Genomic DNA, 17,097 nt, shown 5'->3' with positions numbered 1-17,097 from the left:
TGGCACTGGCCGATACTGTCGGCTACAAGCGAGGGCTTTTGCGTTTTTTTCCGGAGGCTGCTCTCTGCACGGCGGCTTCAAGATCTGAAAGAATATCAGGTTCTCCCCGAAGCTTCTTTCCAGCATCGATATGGCCCTTGAGCGCCATGGTTATGGCATCGCGAAATTCAGGTTCATCAGCTCCGGTCAATTCGCCGATTGCCTTGTAGGCAAGCTCGCGGGCTTCCTTGTCGCCGTCCGGATGAATGGTCAGAACCCGGATGGCTGAAATGACGGTTTTCGGATGAAAGCCGATCAACCGCGTATAGAGCAGGTCCATCGTGTCACAACCTGCCACCTCGCAAAGTGTCGCAAGGCGGGCAAACTCGACGACAAGCACGATATCAACTGACCCGATCTTGCAGGCCGCTTCGCCGCGCAGCGGGTTGGCGATCGCATCCATCATGGTGCAATTGCCTCAAAGCCGACAACACCGGTTGCCGACATGCGGCCCTGACATTGCAGCTCGTTGGTTTTGTCGCCGGAGAATGTCAAAGACACGAGGAAATTTGCTTCGAACGTACCGACGCCAGGCACAACAATCTGGTATTCCGACAGCACCTGATTGACCGCATCTGCCGTCATCGCTGCGCGGGCAGTATTGTTGACAACCGCACCGTCGATCTGGACGTTGATGCGCTGAACGCCATACATCAGCGCCAGCACAAGTTTGCTGCCGGGATCGGCACAGTTTGGCTTGGTGATGTCGATTTCTTCGTTGTTGATTTCCAGCGAGCGCGCTTCGGTCACACAGACCGAAACAAACAAGCCTTCCGTTTCCGGGGCAACAGGCGGCATTCTGCGTTTGATAACAAGCTCACGACCGAGGGCCATGGTCATCTCCTATGGTTAATGAAAGGTTTTTGCCGGACGGTTTGCCGTTTTGGTCAGGCTGGTCGGTCAGGCACGCCAGCAAAGGTGCGGTAGCGGACGGCAAACACCATGCGGCCTGCGCCGAGGCTCAAGGCCGTTTGCGGATCTATGAAATGATCGGTAGCGGTCAACAGCACATCAATGGCAAGACCGCCAAGGGTAGACGGTGGCAGGGCGACTTCAACGCGTTCCGCCAGAGCATCAAATTCGCGCGATGGGTCTTTCCTGCCCTTGAAATGCAGGACGATGTTGACCGTCAGGTTATGATTGTAGCGGGTGAGTTCCTCGCCGGTGACCTCATCAAAAACAATGCCGTCAGGCTCTGACGTGTCATTGGTATAGAGCACGGTGAAACCGGGCATATCTTCTTCCGGAACCGAGCCGGTACGCATCGGCGATACGTTCCCGCCAACTTCGGTAGCGACCGGCGCTAGCCGTTCACGGAATTCGTCAAGGATTTGCTGGCGGACGTGAACCATCACTCATCCTCGCTCAGATAAAGCCTTTTCATGGCGCGGCCATCATCAATGTGGCCGACAATCCCGTAGGTTTTCCCGGCAATTAAAACGGTGTCCGTGCGCTTGATACCGTCGAGAAGATGACCCTGCGCGGAAAATACATATTTTACGCCTTCAGCGCTGACACCTTCAAGGTCGAGTAGATCGGTTTCGCGAACCCCGCGAAAAATACCGCGCAAGCTGGGCAGCGGGACGCCGCCCACAGTGACAGTCGCGTCAACATTGCCGAGGGCGGCAACAAATGCCGCCCCCAACGGTGAAAAGATGGCGGGACGGATCACTGACCCTTGGCCTCGGCCAATGCTGCCTCTGCTTTGTCCAGCGCCTTTTCAGCCGCTTCGAACGCCTTGGCTTCCTTGTCGCCGGAGTTCTCGGCTTTCAAGGCCGTTTCAGCCGCATCATAAGTGGCGCGGGCATCAGCTACGGCCTTTTCCAAAACGCCGAGGTCAGGCCCTTGCGACTTGCCGGAGGAACGCTTGTGCTCGGCAGTTGCGGAAATAACGCCGAAATTTGCGGCGATGCTGTTCGCTTCCGATTCCGGCAGGGTGACCGCAGTTCCAGGCGCAATTGATTCACCGTCTACAATGATCGTTGCCGGATATGCCTGTCGTATAGTTTTTTCATTCTTTGCCATCTGACTGGCTCCTGTTTGCTTCGGGAAAGACTGGCGATCGCTGCACCGCGGGGGTGCAGCGATCTGGAAATCCGCTCGTTTAGCGGACGGACACGAACATCGAGGCGGATGGATCGCCCGGCACTGGCAATGGTGCCGACTGGGTCATGACCATGGTTGCCGAAGGATCGGGCTGGAGCCACATTTTCGGAAAACGAGAAAGCGGCTGCAATTGAGCTTCCACATCCTGAATGGCGCCATGCGCCATGAAACCCTGTAATTGCGATGGCGCAATCACGCCGACGCCATAGCTCGGCCAGACATCGATGTTGTTGCCAGCATCATCCTGGAACTTCTGTGTGTACTGCCAGAAGTTGAACTGGCCGACCGTGCCGAGGTAAATCGCAACCATGTCCTCGCTGCCAGCGGCAACGGGACCGAACTGGAATTCACCGCCCTGCTGACGGCGATTGTCGAGGATGGTTCGAATTTCTTCATCGGACTGAACAAGTTCGGCAGCTTCCGCACCAAGAATGATTTCCGTTACAGCACCGCCAGATGCAGTTGCGACCGTGGTTGCCCACGAACGCAGAGTGCCGCGAATGGAAACACCCGCCTCCCCCCAACGGCTTGCTCCGGCAAGAGCAAGGGTCTGACCGGCAGGACGGCCATAATCGATTTCAACGGTCGGATAGTCCTCGCCGGTGACAACGATCTTGCCGGTGCGCAGCGCTTCCGCCGCCATGATTTCCTCGCGGCGGGTGATTTCGTCATCCTGATCGGCAAGGATATCGGTGACTGTCTGGAGATAACGTTCCTGAGCTGTCAGATTGCCATTGATCGGCTCGCCGGGGCGACGGCGGAAACCTTCACCGGGTCGAACTGTGTTCTTTGGCTTGAGGTACGCAGGGGTGAATGTCGAGGTCTGACGGCCACGGATGGCGCGTTCCCGGCCCGGAATGAGCGGCGACACGTAAGGCGCGATGTTACGCCGACGCTTGAGTTTATCGAAAGCGATTTCCTCGCTGTCCGACTGGAATCCATTCGGGAAAAATGTGTCCCGGATGAATGCAGTCGGACGATCGCGCGACTCAATAACAGTAAGCAGCGCGGTTGTGCTGAACAGATTCATGTCAAAAGTTCCTTCTTGAAGCACCGCTTGTCTGAGCGTGCGATTGAGAAAAAGGGGATGTAAGGCTGGCGCTTAAGCGAGCGTGCGGACGTAGAGCGAAGCGTCAGCCGTGCGGAATGCGGCTTCTACGGTCGCAGCGGTATGACCCGCCCCGTAGATGAGCTTGGATGCATCCAGCTCCGCCGAGGTGTAGACCCGCTTGGCAACGTCGCCTGCGGTGGCGTCAACGTCCACAGCCGCAACAACTGCAGGAACCTGCGAACCGTCAGCCGCCGCCGACAGCGATACGATGTACTTATCGGATGCGGTGATGCGGCCAAGCACGGCACCACGTTTGATGTTCTGCCCGCTGGCGATAACGACCGTGCGGACAACGACCGGATGATCGCCAACAAGCAGATCGCCGGGTGTGTAATGTTCTGTTGGCATGTCAAAGTCTCCTTTTGGGACTTGAAAGATGATGGAGGGATCATTGGCCCACGCCGAATGCGCAAGGCGGTTACTTCTTCTTGCGCGCTTCGTTGCGGGCTTTGGCGTGTGCGATCAAAGCAGCATCGCCGGTCAGTGCGGACGGTGTCTTGCCGCCGTTGCCGAGCGCAGGAACACGGCCCTGCATGCGGCTTGCAAGGCCAGAACCTTGCGAAGGCACGGAAGCGGAAAGCGTAGCGACAGCCTCTCTGGCGCTCATGCCTGTATTGAAGGCAAGGTGAGCGGCAAGGGTTGGATTGGCATCGGCTTTTGAGCTACCGAGAATTGCAGCCATGCGCGAGCGCTCTGCCTTGCGCCCCTTGGCGAACTCGCCCTCTTTCTTTTCGTCGTCGGGGTTTTCTTCGTCCCCCTCGGCCTCTTCGGGCTTATCCTCATCCTCGACAGGAATGGATTCATCGCCTTCGGCCTCTTCAGGCTTTGTTTCTTCTTCCAGATCCTCGGGCTTTTCTTCCTCAAGGCGTGAACGGTTGACCCGACCGCCGACTGCGGCCCGGATTGCGCTTGCAAGCGACATCGGCTTTTCCTTTGAAACGTTGGGATTGTTGGTTCAGATCAGGATGCGGATGCATCCATTGCCGCGACGAAAGCGCGAAAAGCTTCCTTCGGTCGGCCCACGGCATCAGCAAGGCCGATATCGACCGCCGCCTGTCCACGGTAGGTGTCCGCCTCGGTAGCGAGAGCGGATTGCGTTGTGATCCGGTCACCGCGATAGCGGGCAACCGTCTCGGCAAATGTCACACGCATCGCCTCAAGATCGGCGATATAGGTGTTGTATTCTTCCTCGCTCATAGCCTCAAACATGCCGGGCTTGGCCTTTTTGGCACCGGCGCGAAGGATCGTGACTTCCAGTCCTTCTTTCTTCGCCCATCCGGACAGATCGACATGCATGGTGATAACGCCGATCGAACCGGCAAAGCCGGTTTCCGGAATGATGATCTGGCGGCAAGCGGAGGCGAGCAAATAAGCTGCGGAGCAAGCATGATCGGTCAGGATGGCAATGGTCGGCTTGACCTGACTTAATTCATAAATTTCTTCGGCGCAGGCAAAACAGCCATCGACTTCGCCGCCAAAACTGTCAACTTCATAGACAGCGGCGGTAACATCGGCGCTGGCGCGGGCATCGGCGGTCTGTATGGAAATTCCCTCATAGCTGGTCATACCCGACGATTTGCCGATCCATGACCCCTTGTTGACAAGCGAGCCTTCCGCCTCAATCAAAGCAACACTGCCAATCATCTTCGGCCCGCTGTAAACCTTCTCGCCGGTCCATCCGTCGCGCAACTGGCGCACCGGCTCGGCAAGTGCACCCATTTCGATCGACGAATGCACGTCGACAGATTGTCCCAAAACGCGCGGCCCGAATGCGCGGGCAATGACATCGCCTTTCGCGGCATGCAGCATCAACGGAGTATTGAAGAGGCGCGCGGCGATCTCCGGCATTGCAAACGGTGTCATGCGCTTTCCCCTTCTTCTTTCTCTTTTGGATCGGCGGCAAATCGCGAAACGACACCGGCACTGGCAGTTTCGCCGGAGACAACGCCATGTTTGGCAGCAAACTTGAGTTCGCGGGATCGCTGCAGAATGTCCTCTTTCCAGTCGCGGCCCTGTTCGGCGGCTTCCGATTCTTGCGTGGTGAGACCAGTGGCGAGGCGAATGGCAGCGGCTTTCGCTTCCTTCTCAGGATCGACCCAGCCGCGACCAGCACCGATCCACGCAGCGCGCGCCCATGCAACAGGGTTTGCCTCGAAGGAAACAGCATTGGCAGGAAGTTTAATGCGGCGCTGATCAAACACTTCTTCCAGCCAGGCCATGTAGATCGGCTGCATGAAGCCATGGGCGAAATTGGTTTTGCGCGAGGTCAATCCACGCCAGATTTCAAGAAGCGCTGCGCGAGCGCTGGAATAATTGACTTTTGACCAGTCCATGGTGAGCTGCTCATAGGTCAGCCCGATTGCCGAGGCGACATTGCGCAGGGCAGCATTGACGAACACCTCAAAGGCAGCGTTCGGATGCTCGGATTTGGTGAATGTGACTTCCTCGCCGGGATTGAGGAAGTTGATCTGCGCGCCTTTCAGGCGGATTGGATCAGCTTTGTAAGCCGCGCCCTGTGCAGCGGCCTGCGCTTCGTACAGAGAATTGACCGCCTTCGTTGCATCGCTCGCGCCAATGCTGTCGGCAAGCTGATCCATATCAAGCGGCGTTGAAATGAAAGCGGCCATGACGGCATTGAGCGATGCGGCCTGCAATTCATAATCATTGTAATCGGAAACCTGTTTGAGCGATTGCAGAACCGACGCCCATGGCGATGGCCCACGCGTCATACCGGCGCGGCTCGCCTCAAAGGCATGAACGGCAAGCGGCCTGCCCCACTCAGTTTCTTTTTCGACGCGGTCCCATATGAAAGCATCTCGCAAAGGACGCGCGATATCGCCGGGATGTGATCGGCGCACGTGATAGGCAACCGGTGCACTATGGCCGTCAATCTCAACACCGTCTCGCATCGTGTCGCTGTCGATTACGCCGTAAGGGTTGCAGATCCGCGCCGGATCAATCACATGGACGCAGGTTCCGTAGCCATTGGCACCCATGCGATAGGGTAAGACTGCAAAGGCCTCACCGTCAGAAAAGCGATGACGGGCTGCAAGGCCGAGGATTCCGGCGACAGATTTGGTGCGCTCTGCGTCAAACCAGTTTCCGGGGTCAGTCGCAACATCAGACCACAGCGCCTCAATCTGGTCGCCGATCTCGTCTGCCTGATCTGCATCAATGCCAAGCGTGCGAAAATTCGGCTGAGATGATAGCCGCCAGCCGGAGCCGATGATCGTATCCACGAGACGCGAGACACCAGCAGACGCCCAGCCATTATTGCGGACAGCATCCTGAACGCGATCGGAAATGAAATCACGTGAGAAGCTGAGCGCCGACTGGCCCGACCAAGTGCCCGGTTGCCAACTCGCCATGGAAGCATGATCCGTGCCCGCCGCCTGATAGGCAGAGTTCATGGCATACTGGCGGCGCGCCGTCGCCCGAACCTCTGGCGGCAATGGCTGGCCGTTGGCATCGAAAAGAACAATCTGGTTCATCCGAATATTACCCTGCGAGCTGGAGTGCGCGGGCGAACACCAAGGCCAAGCTGTGCTTTAAGGTCAGCGATATAGGCGCGTAGACGACCTTCATCAGCGGTCGAGAACGTGGCGCTTTCACCCTGATAGCTCAAAGACACGGTTGCCTTGCCAGTGATCAACTGATGCAAAGCCGTTTCGGCTTCATCCAGACGCATCTGGAGAACTGCACGATCAACCATTAATGACGCTCCTGTAATCAAGCCCTGCGGGCGGCACGCGCCTGCGCTCTGGCAATCGCCTGCGCAACGAGCGGACTGACTTTCGTTTCTGTTTTTGTGGTCGTCACACTCGACTGGCGCGGGTTGTGCAACTGATCTTCCAGATCGAGCTGGACAGGTGCCGGCTCATTGGCGAGACGCTCGGCAAGTGCGTCCCATTCATCTTCCGTCCAGAAGTTGACACCGATGCGCAGCGCTGCTGCCTGCGCCTGGTTCATCATGTCGAGGATTTCGTTGCGCGTTCCTGCAGGCAACGTCCACTCATAGTGCACGTGGCCGGACTTCTTGCTCTTCTTGGCAACACGGCGCTCCGATGTTGCCTGCTTGTAAAACTCGTCGCCGAGACCTTCAACGAAATCGATGTAGCCGGTCTGCTCTGGATCTTCCTTGCGGTAGGAACGATAAAGACCTGCTTTCATCACCGCCTGATTGAAGTTGAAAAAGCGCCGTGAATATTTGAGCGGCTTGCCCTTGCGGTCTTTTTCTTTCTTCACCTGCGCCAGCATTGGCGAGGTCTCGCGGTTGTCGCCGCGCACCATGATCACATCAGTGATCGGGTGCCGCCGTGCCCATTCCCATACATCTTCGGTGTAGGCATTTCCGTCGATTGCAGCGAGGTCGGCGCGGCGCTTGTTGCCGTATGTGTCCGGCCATTCCCGTTTGACGATCCGGTCAAGCGCCGCTTTTACCTGCGGTTCTGAAATATGCCCGGAGTGTTCTACAAAGCCCGGAAGCCCCTTACCCGCCCGCTCATCAATGACACCGCAATCTATGACACAACTGTAGCGGTTCTTGCCCCATCCGCGCACAAGCCATTCAACACGGTCACCCTGCACGTCAATGCCGATCGTCACGACCAAGGCGCGCGGCGGGATAACACCCCGCTTGTACTTGAGCTGCTCGGCGCGATCGCGCAGGATTTCCCAGCCGATAGCCTCGCCTTCCGTCTCGAATGCAAGGCCAAGCCAGTCATTCCAGAAAACCTGCTCGGCTCCGGCCTTCTTGCCTTTATCGTCGGGACCGCCGCGCTGAACGTTCAGCCAGGCACGCGCCAGAGCCTCCCATGATTCAAGCGGCGAATAGGCAACCCAGATATGGAACGAGCGGTGATAGCGCGCACGCTCGGGGTATTTCGCAACCCATTTCGCCCCGTTTTCAGGCGCAACCATCCATGCGCGGTGATGTTCCTTGATTTCCGCACCGCAGGATACGCAGTAAAAGCATGCCTTCTCGGGATGCTCCTGATCAATGTGGTCGCGCATCTGCTCCCATTCGAGCGGTTGCAGGTGGCGGCAATGCGGACAGGGAACATGATAGCGCTCCTGCGTACCCTGATCATAATTCGCTGAAATCCGGCATCCCGGCGATATGAGTGGTGTCGATATCTTCAGGAGCTTGGCATTGAGAAAGGCCTTCGAGCGACTTTCCGCCTGACTCTCAGGGTCACCCGCATCATTGTCCTGCCATTTCGACAGATCGTCCTGCACCTGTTTGCGCGGCGAGATCATCGAAAGGCCAGAAGGTGAATTGGCACCCGCTGCCTGAATAGCGCCCCTTCCGTCAGCGCGTTCCTTGTAATGGATCGAATTGCCGCCATCGCGACTCTTCTCGGGAAACAATGACGTCAACGCGGTTGTTTCGCGAATGAGCGGCATCAATTTCTGTTTCGACCAACGCGACGCATTCTCTTCGGTTGGGTGGACGTAGAGAAAATCGCAAGGGTCCATATCGATGGTCCCGAGCGTGAAGATGTTGGCCAGTACCGTGCCGCCGACCTGCGCAGATTTTGCGATCGAGACAACTCGGCAAGGGTCTTCCGGTGACAGTGCCCGCAGGATTTCCGAGAAGAACGGAAACAGCGCCTCATTATATGGCCCCGGATACTGGGTAATACGTTCCGAGAACACGATGTTCTGTTTCGCCCATGCCAGATAATCGACAGGCGGCGGTGGCTCGCATTCCTGACCAAGTATCTCGAAAATAAGACGGCGCGGATTAACCAGATAGCTCATGCCGCCTCGTCGTCGCGATCGTCCGTAACGGGATCATCAACGGTCAGTGGTTCATCAGCGGCCTGCGCCTTGAATTCACCCGCCGCCCGAACCCGCACCGCTCGAAAAGCCTTTTGCAGGTGATGCTGAACATCACGCTGCGGAACATCAAACTGTGCGGCAATTGCCGCCGCCATATCAACAATACCGCTTTCCATGACGCGGAAAGCAACTGCGACCGCTCTGGTCATTTCCGATCTGACATCCTCGGTCAGCATGTACCGACCAACCGCAAGTGCTTCATCGCGCTTGGCCCGAGCGGTCTGAAAGCGGGCCTGCTCAAGTTTCTCGCGGGCGATCTGCTCGGCAATGATATCGGTCGGAAACCGGAGAGCCGGTTGCTGCGCAGCGGCTGGGGTGTCCAGAGCCTCGCTTGATGTTCCGAGCCGCGTGGTCATTCCGTTCGAACCAACACGCTGTGCGACATCGAGCCGTCCGGTTAGCTGCGCCCTCGCCTTATCAACGATGATCTTGGCGTTACGGCCCTCGCCTTCAATCGCATCCCGCGTGATCTGCCCGGCTGCGATATACTGCGAGACGCGGCCAGGCGTAACATTGAGCAGCCGCGCAAATTCTCCCTTGCTCACAATCTGGCCGGTCGGCATTTCCATTTGAAAATTCCTCAAGCGCAATAGCGAACAGATGCGCAGTCTGTCCGGAAGTGATTGCGAGTTGAGCGATCCTTTAGCCCTGACTTTAGCTGTTTAGGCTCTGCTCTTTAGGCTTCAATTTCAGGCTCAGACTGACGAAGGGTCGCCGCGCGAAATACCCGCAGACCGATCTGCACAGGAAGGACCCCAAATGATTCCGGATGGTTTTGAGGTCGGTTGGCTCACTTTGCGAGCGCTTTGCCTATCGCCTCGGCAAAGTATTGCGGGAACTTGCGCTCTGCGACGGTCTGCACGGTCAGCTGGAAATCAATCTTCTTCGAATAGCTGCGCATCTTCACAAACAGCAACAAGGGCTTGATCCCGTTGTCACGCGGATCGCGCTGCCAGACACCCGGAAACAGACTGGAAGTTCTGGCGGGCACGAAGAACCGCGCATTGCGATAGCTCTTGTTCCGCTTGGCCGAGGCATCGGTGCGCTTGCGGTTGAAACCTTCAGTGCGCGCATTGATCTGAAGATCAGCAAGAATGCGAACGATCAGCGCAACGCGAACGTTTCCGTACTGATCAAGCGGACAATCCTTTGCAGGCACAGCATAATATCCCGATGGCAATAGCCCCGCAGACTGCAACTGCACTTCGAAGGATTTGAGATTGCGCTGGCCACCAAAGAACTGAGGCGTGAGGAAGTTTGCAGGCGGTGTCGAGTTCTTTGCCCACGATTTGCCCGCGATGATAACCGTTGAGGTCAGCTTGTTCTTTGTCGCTTGCTCGTAGGCCACACCCTTCTTGGCGAATGGTGTCACCCGGTCTAGCTGCTGATCCATCTGGCTCTGAACTTCCAGACGACCGACAGCGGCTGTCCTGTTCAACGCTGCTATCGTTGCTTCCGGCAGAACCGACCGCTCCACACGATCAAGGAAGCGCTCCCAGCCCTTGGTATCAAAGTTGAGATATGCCGCAGTTCCGCCCAAAGATGAGCCGCCTGACAAAGATGTTGTTACATCCAGAGCCATGATGTTCCCGGTATCAGTGTGGAATTGCGTAGCACTTGGGGAGAAGCTATCCGCCTATTGGCATTCGCTTCTCTAAGGTCCGCAGGGAGCCCTACCACGATGGCAGCTCACCGTCTCGAAGGAGAATCATCCTCACTGTCTACGGGTCGTCTGGTAAGACTCGCTACTAGACTTTTTCGATTTGATCAAGATCAAGCCAAACTGGGTTAATCCGACCGAATATGGCTAACTCAACCATGACTCTTTCGTCGTCATGTTTGCAGTATTCAACCGTGGCTGGGAACGATGCAAACGGACCATCCTTAATCCTGATGCGCTCACCAAGATCAAACGGCGCAGTGCCGCCTTTGTCCTCTCTGAAGATTTCACCGCTGGCCACCAAGTCTTTGAGATATGTAATCATTTTATCTCTGAGCGCGATTGGATGGTCGCCATCCGTAAGGATGCTTTTGACGTGCTTCAAGGCAGACAAGCCAGCCCAACTTTCCGGAACAGGAACTACTTTTACGAAGATGTAGCCAGGCCAGCATATCAAGTGCTTTTCCGATGCGGGACGGCTCCCACGACGCGGAGTGCGCTTCACTTCCACAGGCAACCACGCCTCGATTGAAGCATCCTGCAAGAGTTTATGCACAGACTTTTCGCAATTGTTTGCGGTCATAATCACGAACCATCGGCGTTTTGATTCGGAATTTCCCGCCGCTGCTGCGAGAAAACGGCGCTGCCTATCATTCCATTGCAGCGCCCTTTCTCTTGCGATCCGAACGCGATCTGTGTTGATTTCAATTGCTCTTTCGAGGGTACGCTTATCGATTGCCATCATGATCATTCCCCAAAACAGCCTGCTTGAATGCATCTAACCGAGCCGGTCCGCCGACCGGAAAATAGACAACCGGCTGTCTGCCGGGGTCTGGTATCCACGGCCAGCCAGACTGCTCGTGGTGGGTTTTCCATTCTTCGTACCGCGTGCTTCCAACCGGTACGGCCTCGACCCAATCCTTGAATGCCTCCAGCGAGGCAGCGACCGCAACGCCCTGATGATTTGCTGCCCGTTCGTGCATGGTGTTGATGTGTGGCCAACCGGATTTGGCAAGGCTTTCCCGGCGCAGCTGGTCACTCAACCTGTCTGGATCATCGCTGCTGCTGATCAGATGCTTCTGGAAAGCCGTAAACGACGCGAATGGATTTTTTGGACCGGTGACGAGTTGTTTGGCACGGGCGATTGCCCACAATGCGCCAAATGGTGCAGCGTCCAAGGTATCGGATTTCTTGGTTTCCGAAGCGGGTGGAAGCTTTTCCCATCGCTTCTCCCGAAGATAGGTGTCGAAAGCACAAATGGTTTTCCTGCCACCTGCCTTACCTGCAACGCTGATGTAATCCTGCATGCGCTCAACCGCTGCTTGTCGATCTGTTTCCGACAAGGCCAACCATTGCGCCATCGCTCTCGGTTCGGAATCGTCAATGTACGTTGGCCAAATCCGATGCGCGCGATTACATTCCTTCCTTGCTTCCGCCTCATTACTGGATTTTGCTTTTTCGGGATTTTCGCCCCCGCGCTCTCTCTCCCCGCTAAGAGGGGTCGTTAAAGAAGGGTCGTTAATAGGTGCCGGTCCAGAACCGGCAGGGGGTGCCGCCTCTGGACCGGCAGGGGGTGCCGATATACCGGCAGGGGTGCCGACATACCGGCAGGGGTCATCGGCGTCACAAATTGACGCCGGATCAGGGTGTTTCGGGTCAAGAATGACACGATAAAAGTGCGCGCTGTCCCGCCCGCTGTCAGTCTCTTGAACGTGTTTTTCAAGATAGCCTGTTTCGACAAGGCGACTGATCGATTCAAACACTGTTGAGCGGGCGCAATCCATTTCTTGCGCCATCTTGACCTGCGACCGGCGACACCAGCCAAGGTCGTCAGTATGACGTCCAAGCACGCATAGCACCTGTAAATCGCGCGGCTTGAGCGCCCTGTCGGTCGCTGCGCGTGCCGGAATGATGGAAAGTCTTGGGTGATTCATCGGCTTGCCTTCCGCCACGCCTCAAAATCGGCGCGCAAGTTACGCCACCGATCTGCCGCAGCCATATCGTTATTGAGTTCTTTCCGTGAGGAAATGGAGAGGATTGTACGCAATCGTTGCGCCACGCGGTCGGCCGTCAAAGGACGCTCCAGCCCGTGGCAAGCTTCGAGAAAAGCCTTGAACGCTGGCTCTTCGCATTTCATGGCGGATTCCGCCGCAAAGTCTTTCGGGTCAGGTTGGCGAGGCTGTTTCGTCTGTGGGGACCGTTGCCGTGCCGCCTCTATGGCGCGATCAATTAACCTCATCATGAACGCCATATCGGTTGGCGCGTTCGCGAAGAACTGAATCTCATCTGGCGAAGCACCCCGCGAGAATTGCGCCACGATGCTGGTATCGGTCGCCGTCTTGGCCTCAACATATGTGTCAGCACCGCTGACAGAGACCAACCATTGACACTCGCCAAGCATCGCCAGTCGATTGCGTATCTGCCGGAGTTTGGTCGCTTCCTCATTCATGCGGCACCGCCGATTGTTTCACGCGCGACACACTGAAACAGCTTGAAATCGTTGGAGAAATGTAAAACGAGCGAAACGAGATACTCATCCAGTCGCAGGCCGCGATGACCTTGTGCGCCGCCACCGCCTGCCCGCTCGCCATCCTCGACAAATCAGCAGGCGTCACACCGATGAGATGAGCTAAAGCACGATATCCGCGCCCGTCATGCTGCAAGCGACCGCGCAATAACAGGCCAAAATTTCGCCAATCGTAATCCGCGCGGCCTATAGGTTCGTCAAGGTGGGTTTCAGTCACTTGACCACCTCCTGCCCGCCGCCGTCGACCAGCCTGATGCCGTGATCAGCCGGATTGATCTTGAGCGCTGCCCACAGCCGGTTGCGCGGCGTGGCGGACGACAGCCTGCCCATCCACGCAAATTCAAGCTCGGCATGCGTGACGCGAGCCGCGCGGCGCATGTCTGCTTTGTATCGCTTGATTGTAGCGGAACGTCCGGCAGGCAGCGGCGCGCTAAAACAACGATAGGACGCGCCGGCCCGAAGGAAGAATTTCAGCATTTGCGGGGAGTATTGAGGGACTGGCTTGGTCATGCTGCCACCTCAAAAATGGGCGCATCCGCTTCCGTAAATGTTCGCGTCCGTAACGCCGTGCAGACAGCCTTGCAGATTTCTCTGCCTGTCATCATCCAAGTAATTTGCCTGATGCAATCTGGTATCGTCGTGCGGGTAGCAACATCGAGGCTATGCGCGCGACCGATTGATACAAGCTCTTCCTGCCATAGCATCGAGAGAAAGCTAAATGCCCTTGGTTCAAATGGTCGGCCTTTGCGCCACTGATCATGACGACGAAGTTTCCACCGAAAATCGCCAAGGCCCTCGTATGGAGCTGGCTCCGGGTATTCCCAAACACTGTTAGTGCTCCAAGTGAAGCCATCGGCGTTCAAGCGCTTCACCGGATTGGTGTAATTGGCTAGAGCCTCATGCAGAAAGTGCTTTTTGTGAGCACAAATGACAAACTCATGGCTACACTCTTTGAAAGCCTTCGCTTGCTCGGGCAATCGCTTCAGCGTGTCTTTTTCAGATTTGATTTCAAACAGCGTGAGATAGTCCGGCTCAATAACTGCCAGATCGGCGCGGCAGCTACCCTGCCCGCTTGTATTCAGCTCATGAACAATCCTGCCGGTCGGCATTGCAGACCGGCAAAACGCTACAAGAGCATCCCTGATTTCCCATTCGGATGATGAGCGGGTGTGCTTCATGCTGACACCTGCAAAATTTCGCGCTTGCCAACTGCATTGGCAGGTCCAACGATGCCCTCACGCTCCATTCGTTCGATGAGGATGGCAGCTTGATTGTAGCCAATCGTCAAACGCCGCTGGATTAGGCTAGTTGATGCTTTGCCCGTACTTTGCACGACAGCGACAGCAGCGGCATAGTTGTCCGGCTCGCGATCAGACATCGGCGTGGATTCATAGCCCCAAGCATCCCAGCCCGGACGTGGCGACCGGCAGAACATTTCCAGCCGTGGCACATCAGGATAAAGACGCTCGATTGTTTCGGCGTAGAAGTCCGGCTTGACGGAATGTTTGCCTTTGGCTTCCGCGAATACCGTCTCCGGCTGCGATCCCATCAATGGAGCTGGCGGCGAACCGCGCTTGCCGATCAGTAGAATCTCGTGGCGGTCACGGCCCCAAAAGCCAGTGCCAGCGACAACCTTGTCCCAAATCCAATGATGCACATATCGGAAGCCCCAAGCTTCCATGACGCGGAGACCATCCGGTAACATTGGATTGGTCGCCCACAGAAACAGGATGGAATGCGGCGTCGCTGGTGAGCCGATCTTTTCGAACAACGCGCAGATTTCGTTGGTCGGCATGGTGGGGTAGTGATTTTCAGCACTACGGTCCCTGCCCGTTTCCTCTTCGCGAACGTCAAACTGCCAAGGTGGATCAGCATAGATGATAGGAAACTGAAATCCGACCATGCCAGGCGCTGCACTTTGACCTGTAGTGGCAATACGCTGCATGTTGGCGACACGCTCGGCATGCCGGATTCTTTGACGTTCCGCCCTTATCCGCTTGGATGCTGCGATAATTTCGCGCTCTTCCTCGGCAAGCACCTCCAATTGTGCGGCCTGCGCGAGGTGAGAAATCATCTCACCAGCATTGATCGACACCCTGCCATCCCGGATTGCCTCGACCAGCTCCGGCACGCCGTGCTCACGAATACGCTTGGCTGCGATTATGGCACGCTGCGCAATCGACAGTTTTTCGGCTGCTTTCTCTTGGGTAAGCAGTTCTGCTGACCCAATCGTGTGCTGGTTGATACCGTTTTCCCAGCCCACAACATGAGCCGCGACCATGGCGCGCTGCGCGTTGGAAAGGTGGCGACGATGCAGATTGTGGGACAGGACAAAACCGAGCGGGTCACTGCCCTCATAATCGATTGTCAGCGGTTCAATTTCTGCCAGCTCGCAAGCCTTCAGGCGATTTCGCCCGTCGAGAACCTTGCCTTCATAAATGACAATCGGCTCTTCCTGCCCGCGCGTTTTGATGTCGTCGGCGAGCTGCTGCAAGTCAACGGCATCAATCATAGGAAACAGGTCAGCGAGCGGATGCGACTCCATCATGCGGCCTCGGCGATGAACTGGCTTCGGTTTTGGCGCGATCTGGCGGCGTGATGTTCGCAATAATTGCTGCCGGGCGTCCTGTCATGTCCGCAGAACAAGACAACGCCACCACGAGGCGGCTCATTGACAGGCCATTTGCACTCGTTCTGCCCCACAGCCAGAAAGGTCAGATGCCTTGTGCTCCGATCGAATGCTTCGTGCAGGGCTTTCAAACTCTGCGATTTGGGCACCGCAATGTCAGTAAACCCCAAAGATTGGAGCCTTCGCTCCCCTTGCTGGCTGGTACGCCCGTCAAATCCGATGGCGTGAAGTTTAGGAATGGCATCGACGCGGCGCTTGACCGTCCCGATCTGACACGCCATGCGAACCGCAATTTCATGGGCAGACCATCCGGCCAAGAGATAAGCCGCGACTTCAAGAACTTGTTTCTGCGTCCAAGCTGGAATTTGCGAATGACCACTGGAAATCATTGCTGATCAACCTTTGCTTCTAATGCTGAGAGGACGGCGCGCGCATCTGCGATTTCGCGTTTGATTTCGGCGCGCTCTAAATTCGACAGTTGACCATCGGCCAACGCGTTTCCGATGACTTTGCTTACGTCATTGCCTTCGCTGATCCAGCGGCAAAGATCAGAAATCCCGAGACTTCCTGACATGTCGCTTGGTGCGGCTTTGACAAGGTCGTAGCCTTGCGCAGATGCGAGCGCCCTCGCGATCACGGGCTCACCGGACGCAAGGTCGATATCCAAAGCCACATCAATCGGGATGTACCGCTCCAGCTCGTGCTGAGCGATGTAGAGGGACAACGCCGCCTCACTCACCCGCGTAACCTGCGAAACAAATTTTCCGCCGCCACAGTTTTCGATGGCAATGCGGGGAGCGATCTTGAGAGTTACGCGCTGCTTGTCAGATGAAGTTCTATTCATGACTGCACTCCGAAAATGGCGCGCGCCCCGGCTGGGAGGAGGTAGCCGGGGCGCACTTTTCCGTTCACCGGGAGGAGGTGGCGAACGAAACCGTGTAAAGCGGGAGAAAAACAATCAACGTGACCGCGAGAGGCATGCCGCATAATTGTCCTAAAAACAGATTGGACAGGCCGTGCCGCACAAAATCGAAAAACTCTCATCATGCGTCCTCTCGTTTGGCTCGATTTGCCAAGAGCACTTGCAATCGATCGGCTGTGAAAAAGTCCTCGGGACGCAAATCCAAATCATGGGCCTGCGCATATTGCAGGAGGGATCGTTGGTCCCGGGAGGGGATCAA

22 protein-coding genes and 1 pseudogene are annotated in these 17,097 nt (G+C 56.5%); all 23 read right to left on the bottom strand.

From position 1 onward, the window contains the following. Nucleotides 1-22: 22 nt before the first annotated feature. A complete protein-coding gene (locus tag AC6CHM_RS01515; RefSeq protein ID WP_498171730.1) occupies nt 23-445 on the bottom strand; it encodes a hypothetical protein in 423 nt (140 codons plus the stop codon). Beyond that, a complete protein-coding gene (locus tag AC6CHM_RS01510) occupies nt 442-873 on the bottom strand; it encodes a phage tail tube protein (RefSeq protein WP_498171729.1) in 432 nt (143 codons plus the stop codon). The genes AC6CHM_RS01515 and AC6CHM_RS01510 overlap by 4 nt, the downstream gene beginning before the upstream one ends. Nucleotides 874-926: 53 nt before the next feature. Then, nucleotides 927-1,391: a hypothetical protein gene (locus AC6CHM_RS01505; protein WP_498171728.1), complete on the bottom strand. Its 465-nt coding sequence runs from the start codon at nt 1,389-1,391 to the stop codon at nt 927-929. Continuing rightward, nucleotides 1,391-1,711 carry a head-tail joining protein gene (locus tag AC6CHM_RS01500; protein ID WP_498171726.1) on the bottom strand — a complete coding sequence of 107 codons (321 nt, stop codon included), beginning with the start codon at nt 1,709-1,711 and terminating at the stop codon, nt 1,391-1,393. The genes AC6CHM_RS01505 and AC6CHM_RS01500 overlap by 1 nt, the downstream gene beginning before the upstream one ends. Continuing rightward, complete coding sequence (locus AC6CHM_RS01495; protein ID WP_498171725.1) at nt 1,708-2,064, bottom strand: hypothetical protein; 357 nt, start codon at nt 2,062-2,064, stop codon at nt 1,708-1,710. Before AC6CHM_RS01495 ends, AC6CHM_RS01500 begins: the two co-directional genes overlap by 4 nt. 79 nt (nt 2,065-2,143) lie before the next feature. After that, on the bottom strand, nt 2,144-3,175 hold the full coding sequence (locus tag AC6CHM_RS01490) for a major capsid protein (protein WP_498171723.1): 1,032 nt from the start codon (nt 3,173-3,175) through the stop codon (nt 2,144-2,146). A gap of 72 nt (nt 3,176-3,247) precedes the next feature. Beyond that, nucleotides 3,248-3,604 carry a head decoration protein gene (locus AC6CHM_RS01485; RefSeq protein WP_498171721.1) on the bottom strand — a complete coding sequence of 119 codons (357 nt, stop codon included), beginning with the start codon at nt 3,602-3,604 and terminating at the stop codon, nt 3,248-3,250. A gap of 70 nt (nt 3,605-3,674) precedes the next feature. Then, nucleotides 3,675-4,178, bottom strand: a complete 504-nt coding sequence (locus AC6CHM_RS01480; protein WP_498171720.1) for a hypothetical protein — start codon at nt 4,176-4,178, stop codon at nt 3,675-3,677. 38 nt (nt 4,179-4,216) lie between these two features. Then, on the bottom strand, nt 4,217-5,119 hold the full coding sequence (locus AC6CHM_RS01475; RefSeq protein ID WP_498171718.1) for a S49 family peptidase: 903 nt from the start codon (nt 5,117-5,119) through the stop codon (nt 4,217-4,219). Next, nucleotides 5,116-6,747 carry a phage portal protein gene (locus tag AC6CHM_RS01470; protein WP_498171716.1) on the bottom strand — a complete coding sequence of 544 codons (1,632 nt, stop codon included), beginning with the start codon at nt 6,745-6,747 and terminating at the stop codon, nt 5,116-5,118. The genes AC6CHM_RS01475 and AC6CHM_RS01470 overlap by 4 nt, the downstream gene beginning before the upstream one ends. Then, nucleotides 6,744-6,968: a gpW family head-tail joining protein gene (gene gpW / locus AC6CHM_RS01465; RefSeq protein WP_498171715.1), complete on the bottom strand. Its 225-nt coding sequence runs from the start codon at nt 6,966-6,968 to the stop codon at nt 6,744-6,746. Before gpW ends, AC6CHM_RS01470 begins: the two co-directional genes overlap by 4 nt. Before the next feature lie 17 nt (nt 6,969-6,985). Beyond that, the gene (locus AC6CHM_RS01460) at nt 6,986-9,019 is read right to left on the bottom strand and encodes a phage terminase large subunit family protein (protein ID WP_498171713.1); all 2,034 of its coding nucleotides are present in this window, start codon (nt 9,017-9,019) and stop codon (nt 6,986-6,988) included. Then, nucleotides 9,016-9,669, bottom strand: coding sequence for a hypothetical protein (locus tag AC6CHM_RS01455; protein ID WP_498171712.1), 654 nt, complete (start codon nt 9,667-9,669; stop codon nt 9,016-9,018). The genes AC6CHM_RS01460 and AC6CHM_RS01455 overlap by 4 nt, the downstream gene beginning before the upstream one ends. A 221-nt stretch (nt 9,670-9,890) precedes the next feature. Further along, nucleotides 9,891-10,682, bottom strand: a complete 792-nt coding sequence (locus AC6CHM_RS01450; RefSeq protein WP_498171711.1) for a hypothetical protein — start codon at nt 10,680-10,682, stop codon at nt 9,891-9,893. Between the two features lie 166 nt (nt 10,683-10,848). Next, nucleotides 10,849-11,505 carry a transcription termination/antitermination protein NusG gene (gene nusG, locus AC6CHM_RS01445; protein ID WP_498171709.1) on the bottom strand — a complete coding sequence of 219 codons (657 nt, stop codon included), beginning with the start codon at nt 11,503-11,505 and terminating at the stop codon, nt 10,849-10,851. Further along, nucleotides 11,489-12,694, bottom strand: a complete 1,206-nt coding sequence (locus AC6CHM_RS01440; RefSeq protein ID WP_498171707.1) for a helix-turn-helix domain-containing protein — start codon at nt 12,692-12,694, stop codon at nt 11,489-11,491. Before AC6CHM_RS01440 ends, nusG begins: the two co-directional genes overlap by 17 nt. Further along, nucleotides 12,691-13,209 carry a hypothetical protein gene (locus tag AC6CHM_RS01435; protein ID WP_498171706.1) on the bottom strand — a complete coding sequence of 173 codons (519 nt, stop codon included), beginning with the start codon at nt 13,207-13,209 and terminating at the stop codon, nt 12,691-12,693. Before AC6CHM_RS01435 ends, AC6CHM_RS01440 begins: the two co-directional genes overlap by 4 nt. Continuing rightward, nucleotides 13,202-13,504 carry a hypothetical protein gene (locus AC6CHM_RS01430; RefSeq protein WP_498171704.1) on the bottom strand — a complete coding sequence of 101 codons (303 nt, stop codon included), beginning with the start codon at nt 13,502-13,504 and terminating at the stop codon, nt 13,202-13,204. Before AC6CHM_RS01430 ends, AC6CHM_RS01435 begins: the two co-directional genes overlap by 8 nt. Then, nucleotides 13,501-13,797 carry a hypothetical protein gene (locus tag AC6CHM_RS01425; RefSeq protein WP_498171702.1) on the bottom strand — a complete coding sequence of 99 codons (297 nt, stop codon included), beginning with the start codon at nt 13,795-13,797 and terminating at the stop codon, nt 13,501-13,503. The genes AC6CHM_RS01430 and AC6CHM_RS01425 overlap by 4 nt, the downstream gene beginning before the upstream one ends. Further along, nucleotides 13,794-14,465, bottom strand: a complete 672-nt coding sequence (locus tag AC6CHM_RS01420) for a hypothetical protein (RefSeq protein WP_498171701.1) — start codon at nt 14,463-14,465, stop codon at nt 13,794-13,796. Before AC6CHM_RS01420 ends, AC6CHM_RS01425 begins: the two co-directional genes overlap by 4 nt. Then, a pseudogene (locus AC6CHM_RS01415) lies at nt 14,462-15,877 on the bottom strand (MT-A70 family methyltransferase); the annotation flags it as partial. The gene AC6CHM_RS01420 and the pseudogene AC6CHM_RS01415, both read right to left, overlap by 4 nt. Next, on the bottom strand, nt 15,832-16,305 hold the full coding sequence (locus tag AC6CHM_RS01410) for a GcrA family cell cycle regulator (protein WP_498171700.1): 474 nt from the start codon (nt 16,303-16,305) through the stop codon (nt 15,832-15,834). The pseudogene AC6CHM_RS01415 and the gene AC6CHM_RS01410, both read right to left, overlap by 46 nt. Then, nucleotides 16,302-16,760, bottom strand: a complete 459-nt coding sequence (locus tag AC6CHM_RS01405; protein WP_498171699.1) for a phage regulatory CII family protein — start codon at nt 16,758-16,760, stop codon at nt 16,302-16,304. The genes AC6CHM_RS01410 and AC6CHM_RS01405 overlap by 4 nt, the downstream gene beginning before the upstream one ends. Nucleotides 16,761-17,097: the final 337 nt, after the last annotated feature.

This window comes from Phyllobacterium sp. GQ127 (assembly GCF_059758635.1).
This window is presented reverse-complemented; position numbering and strand designations above follow the sequence as displayed.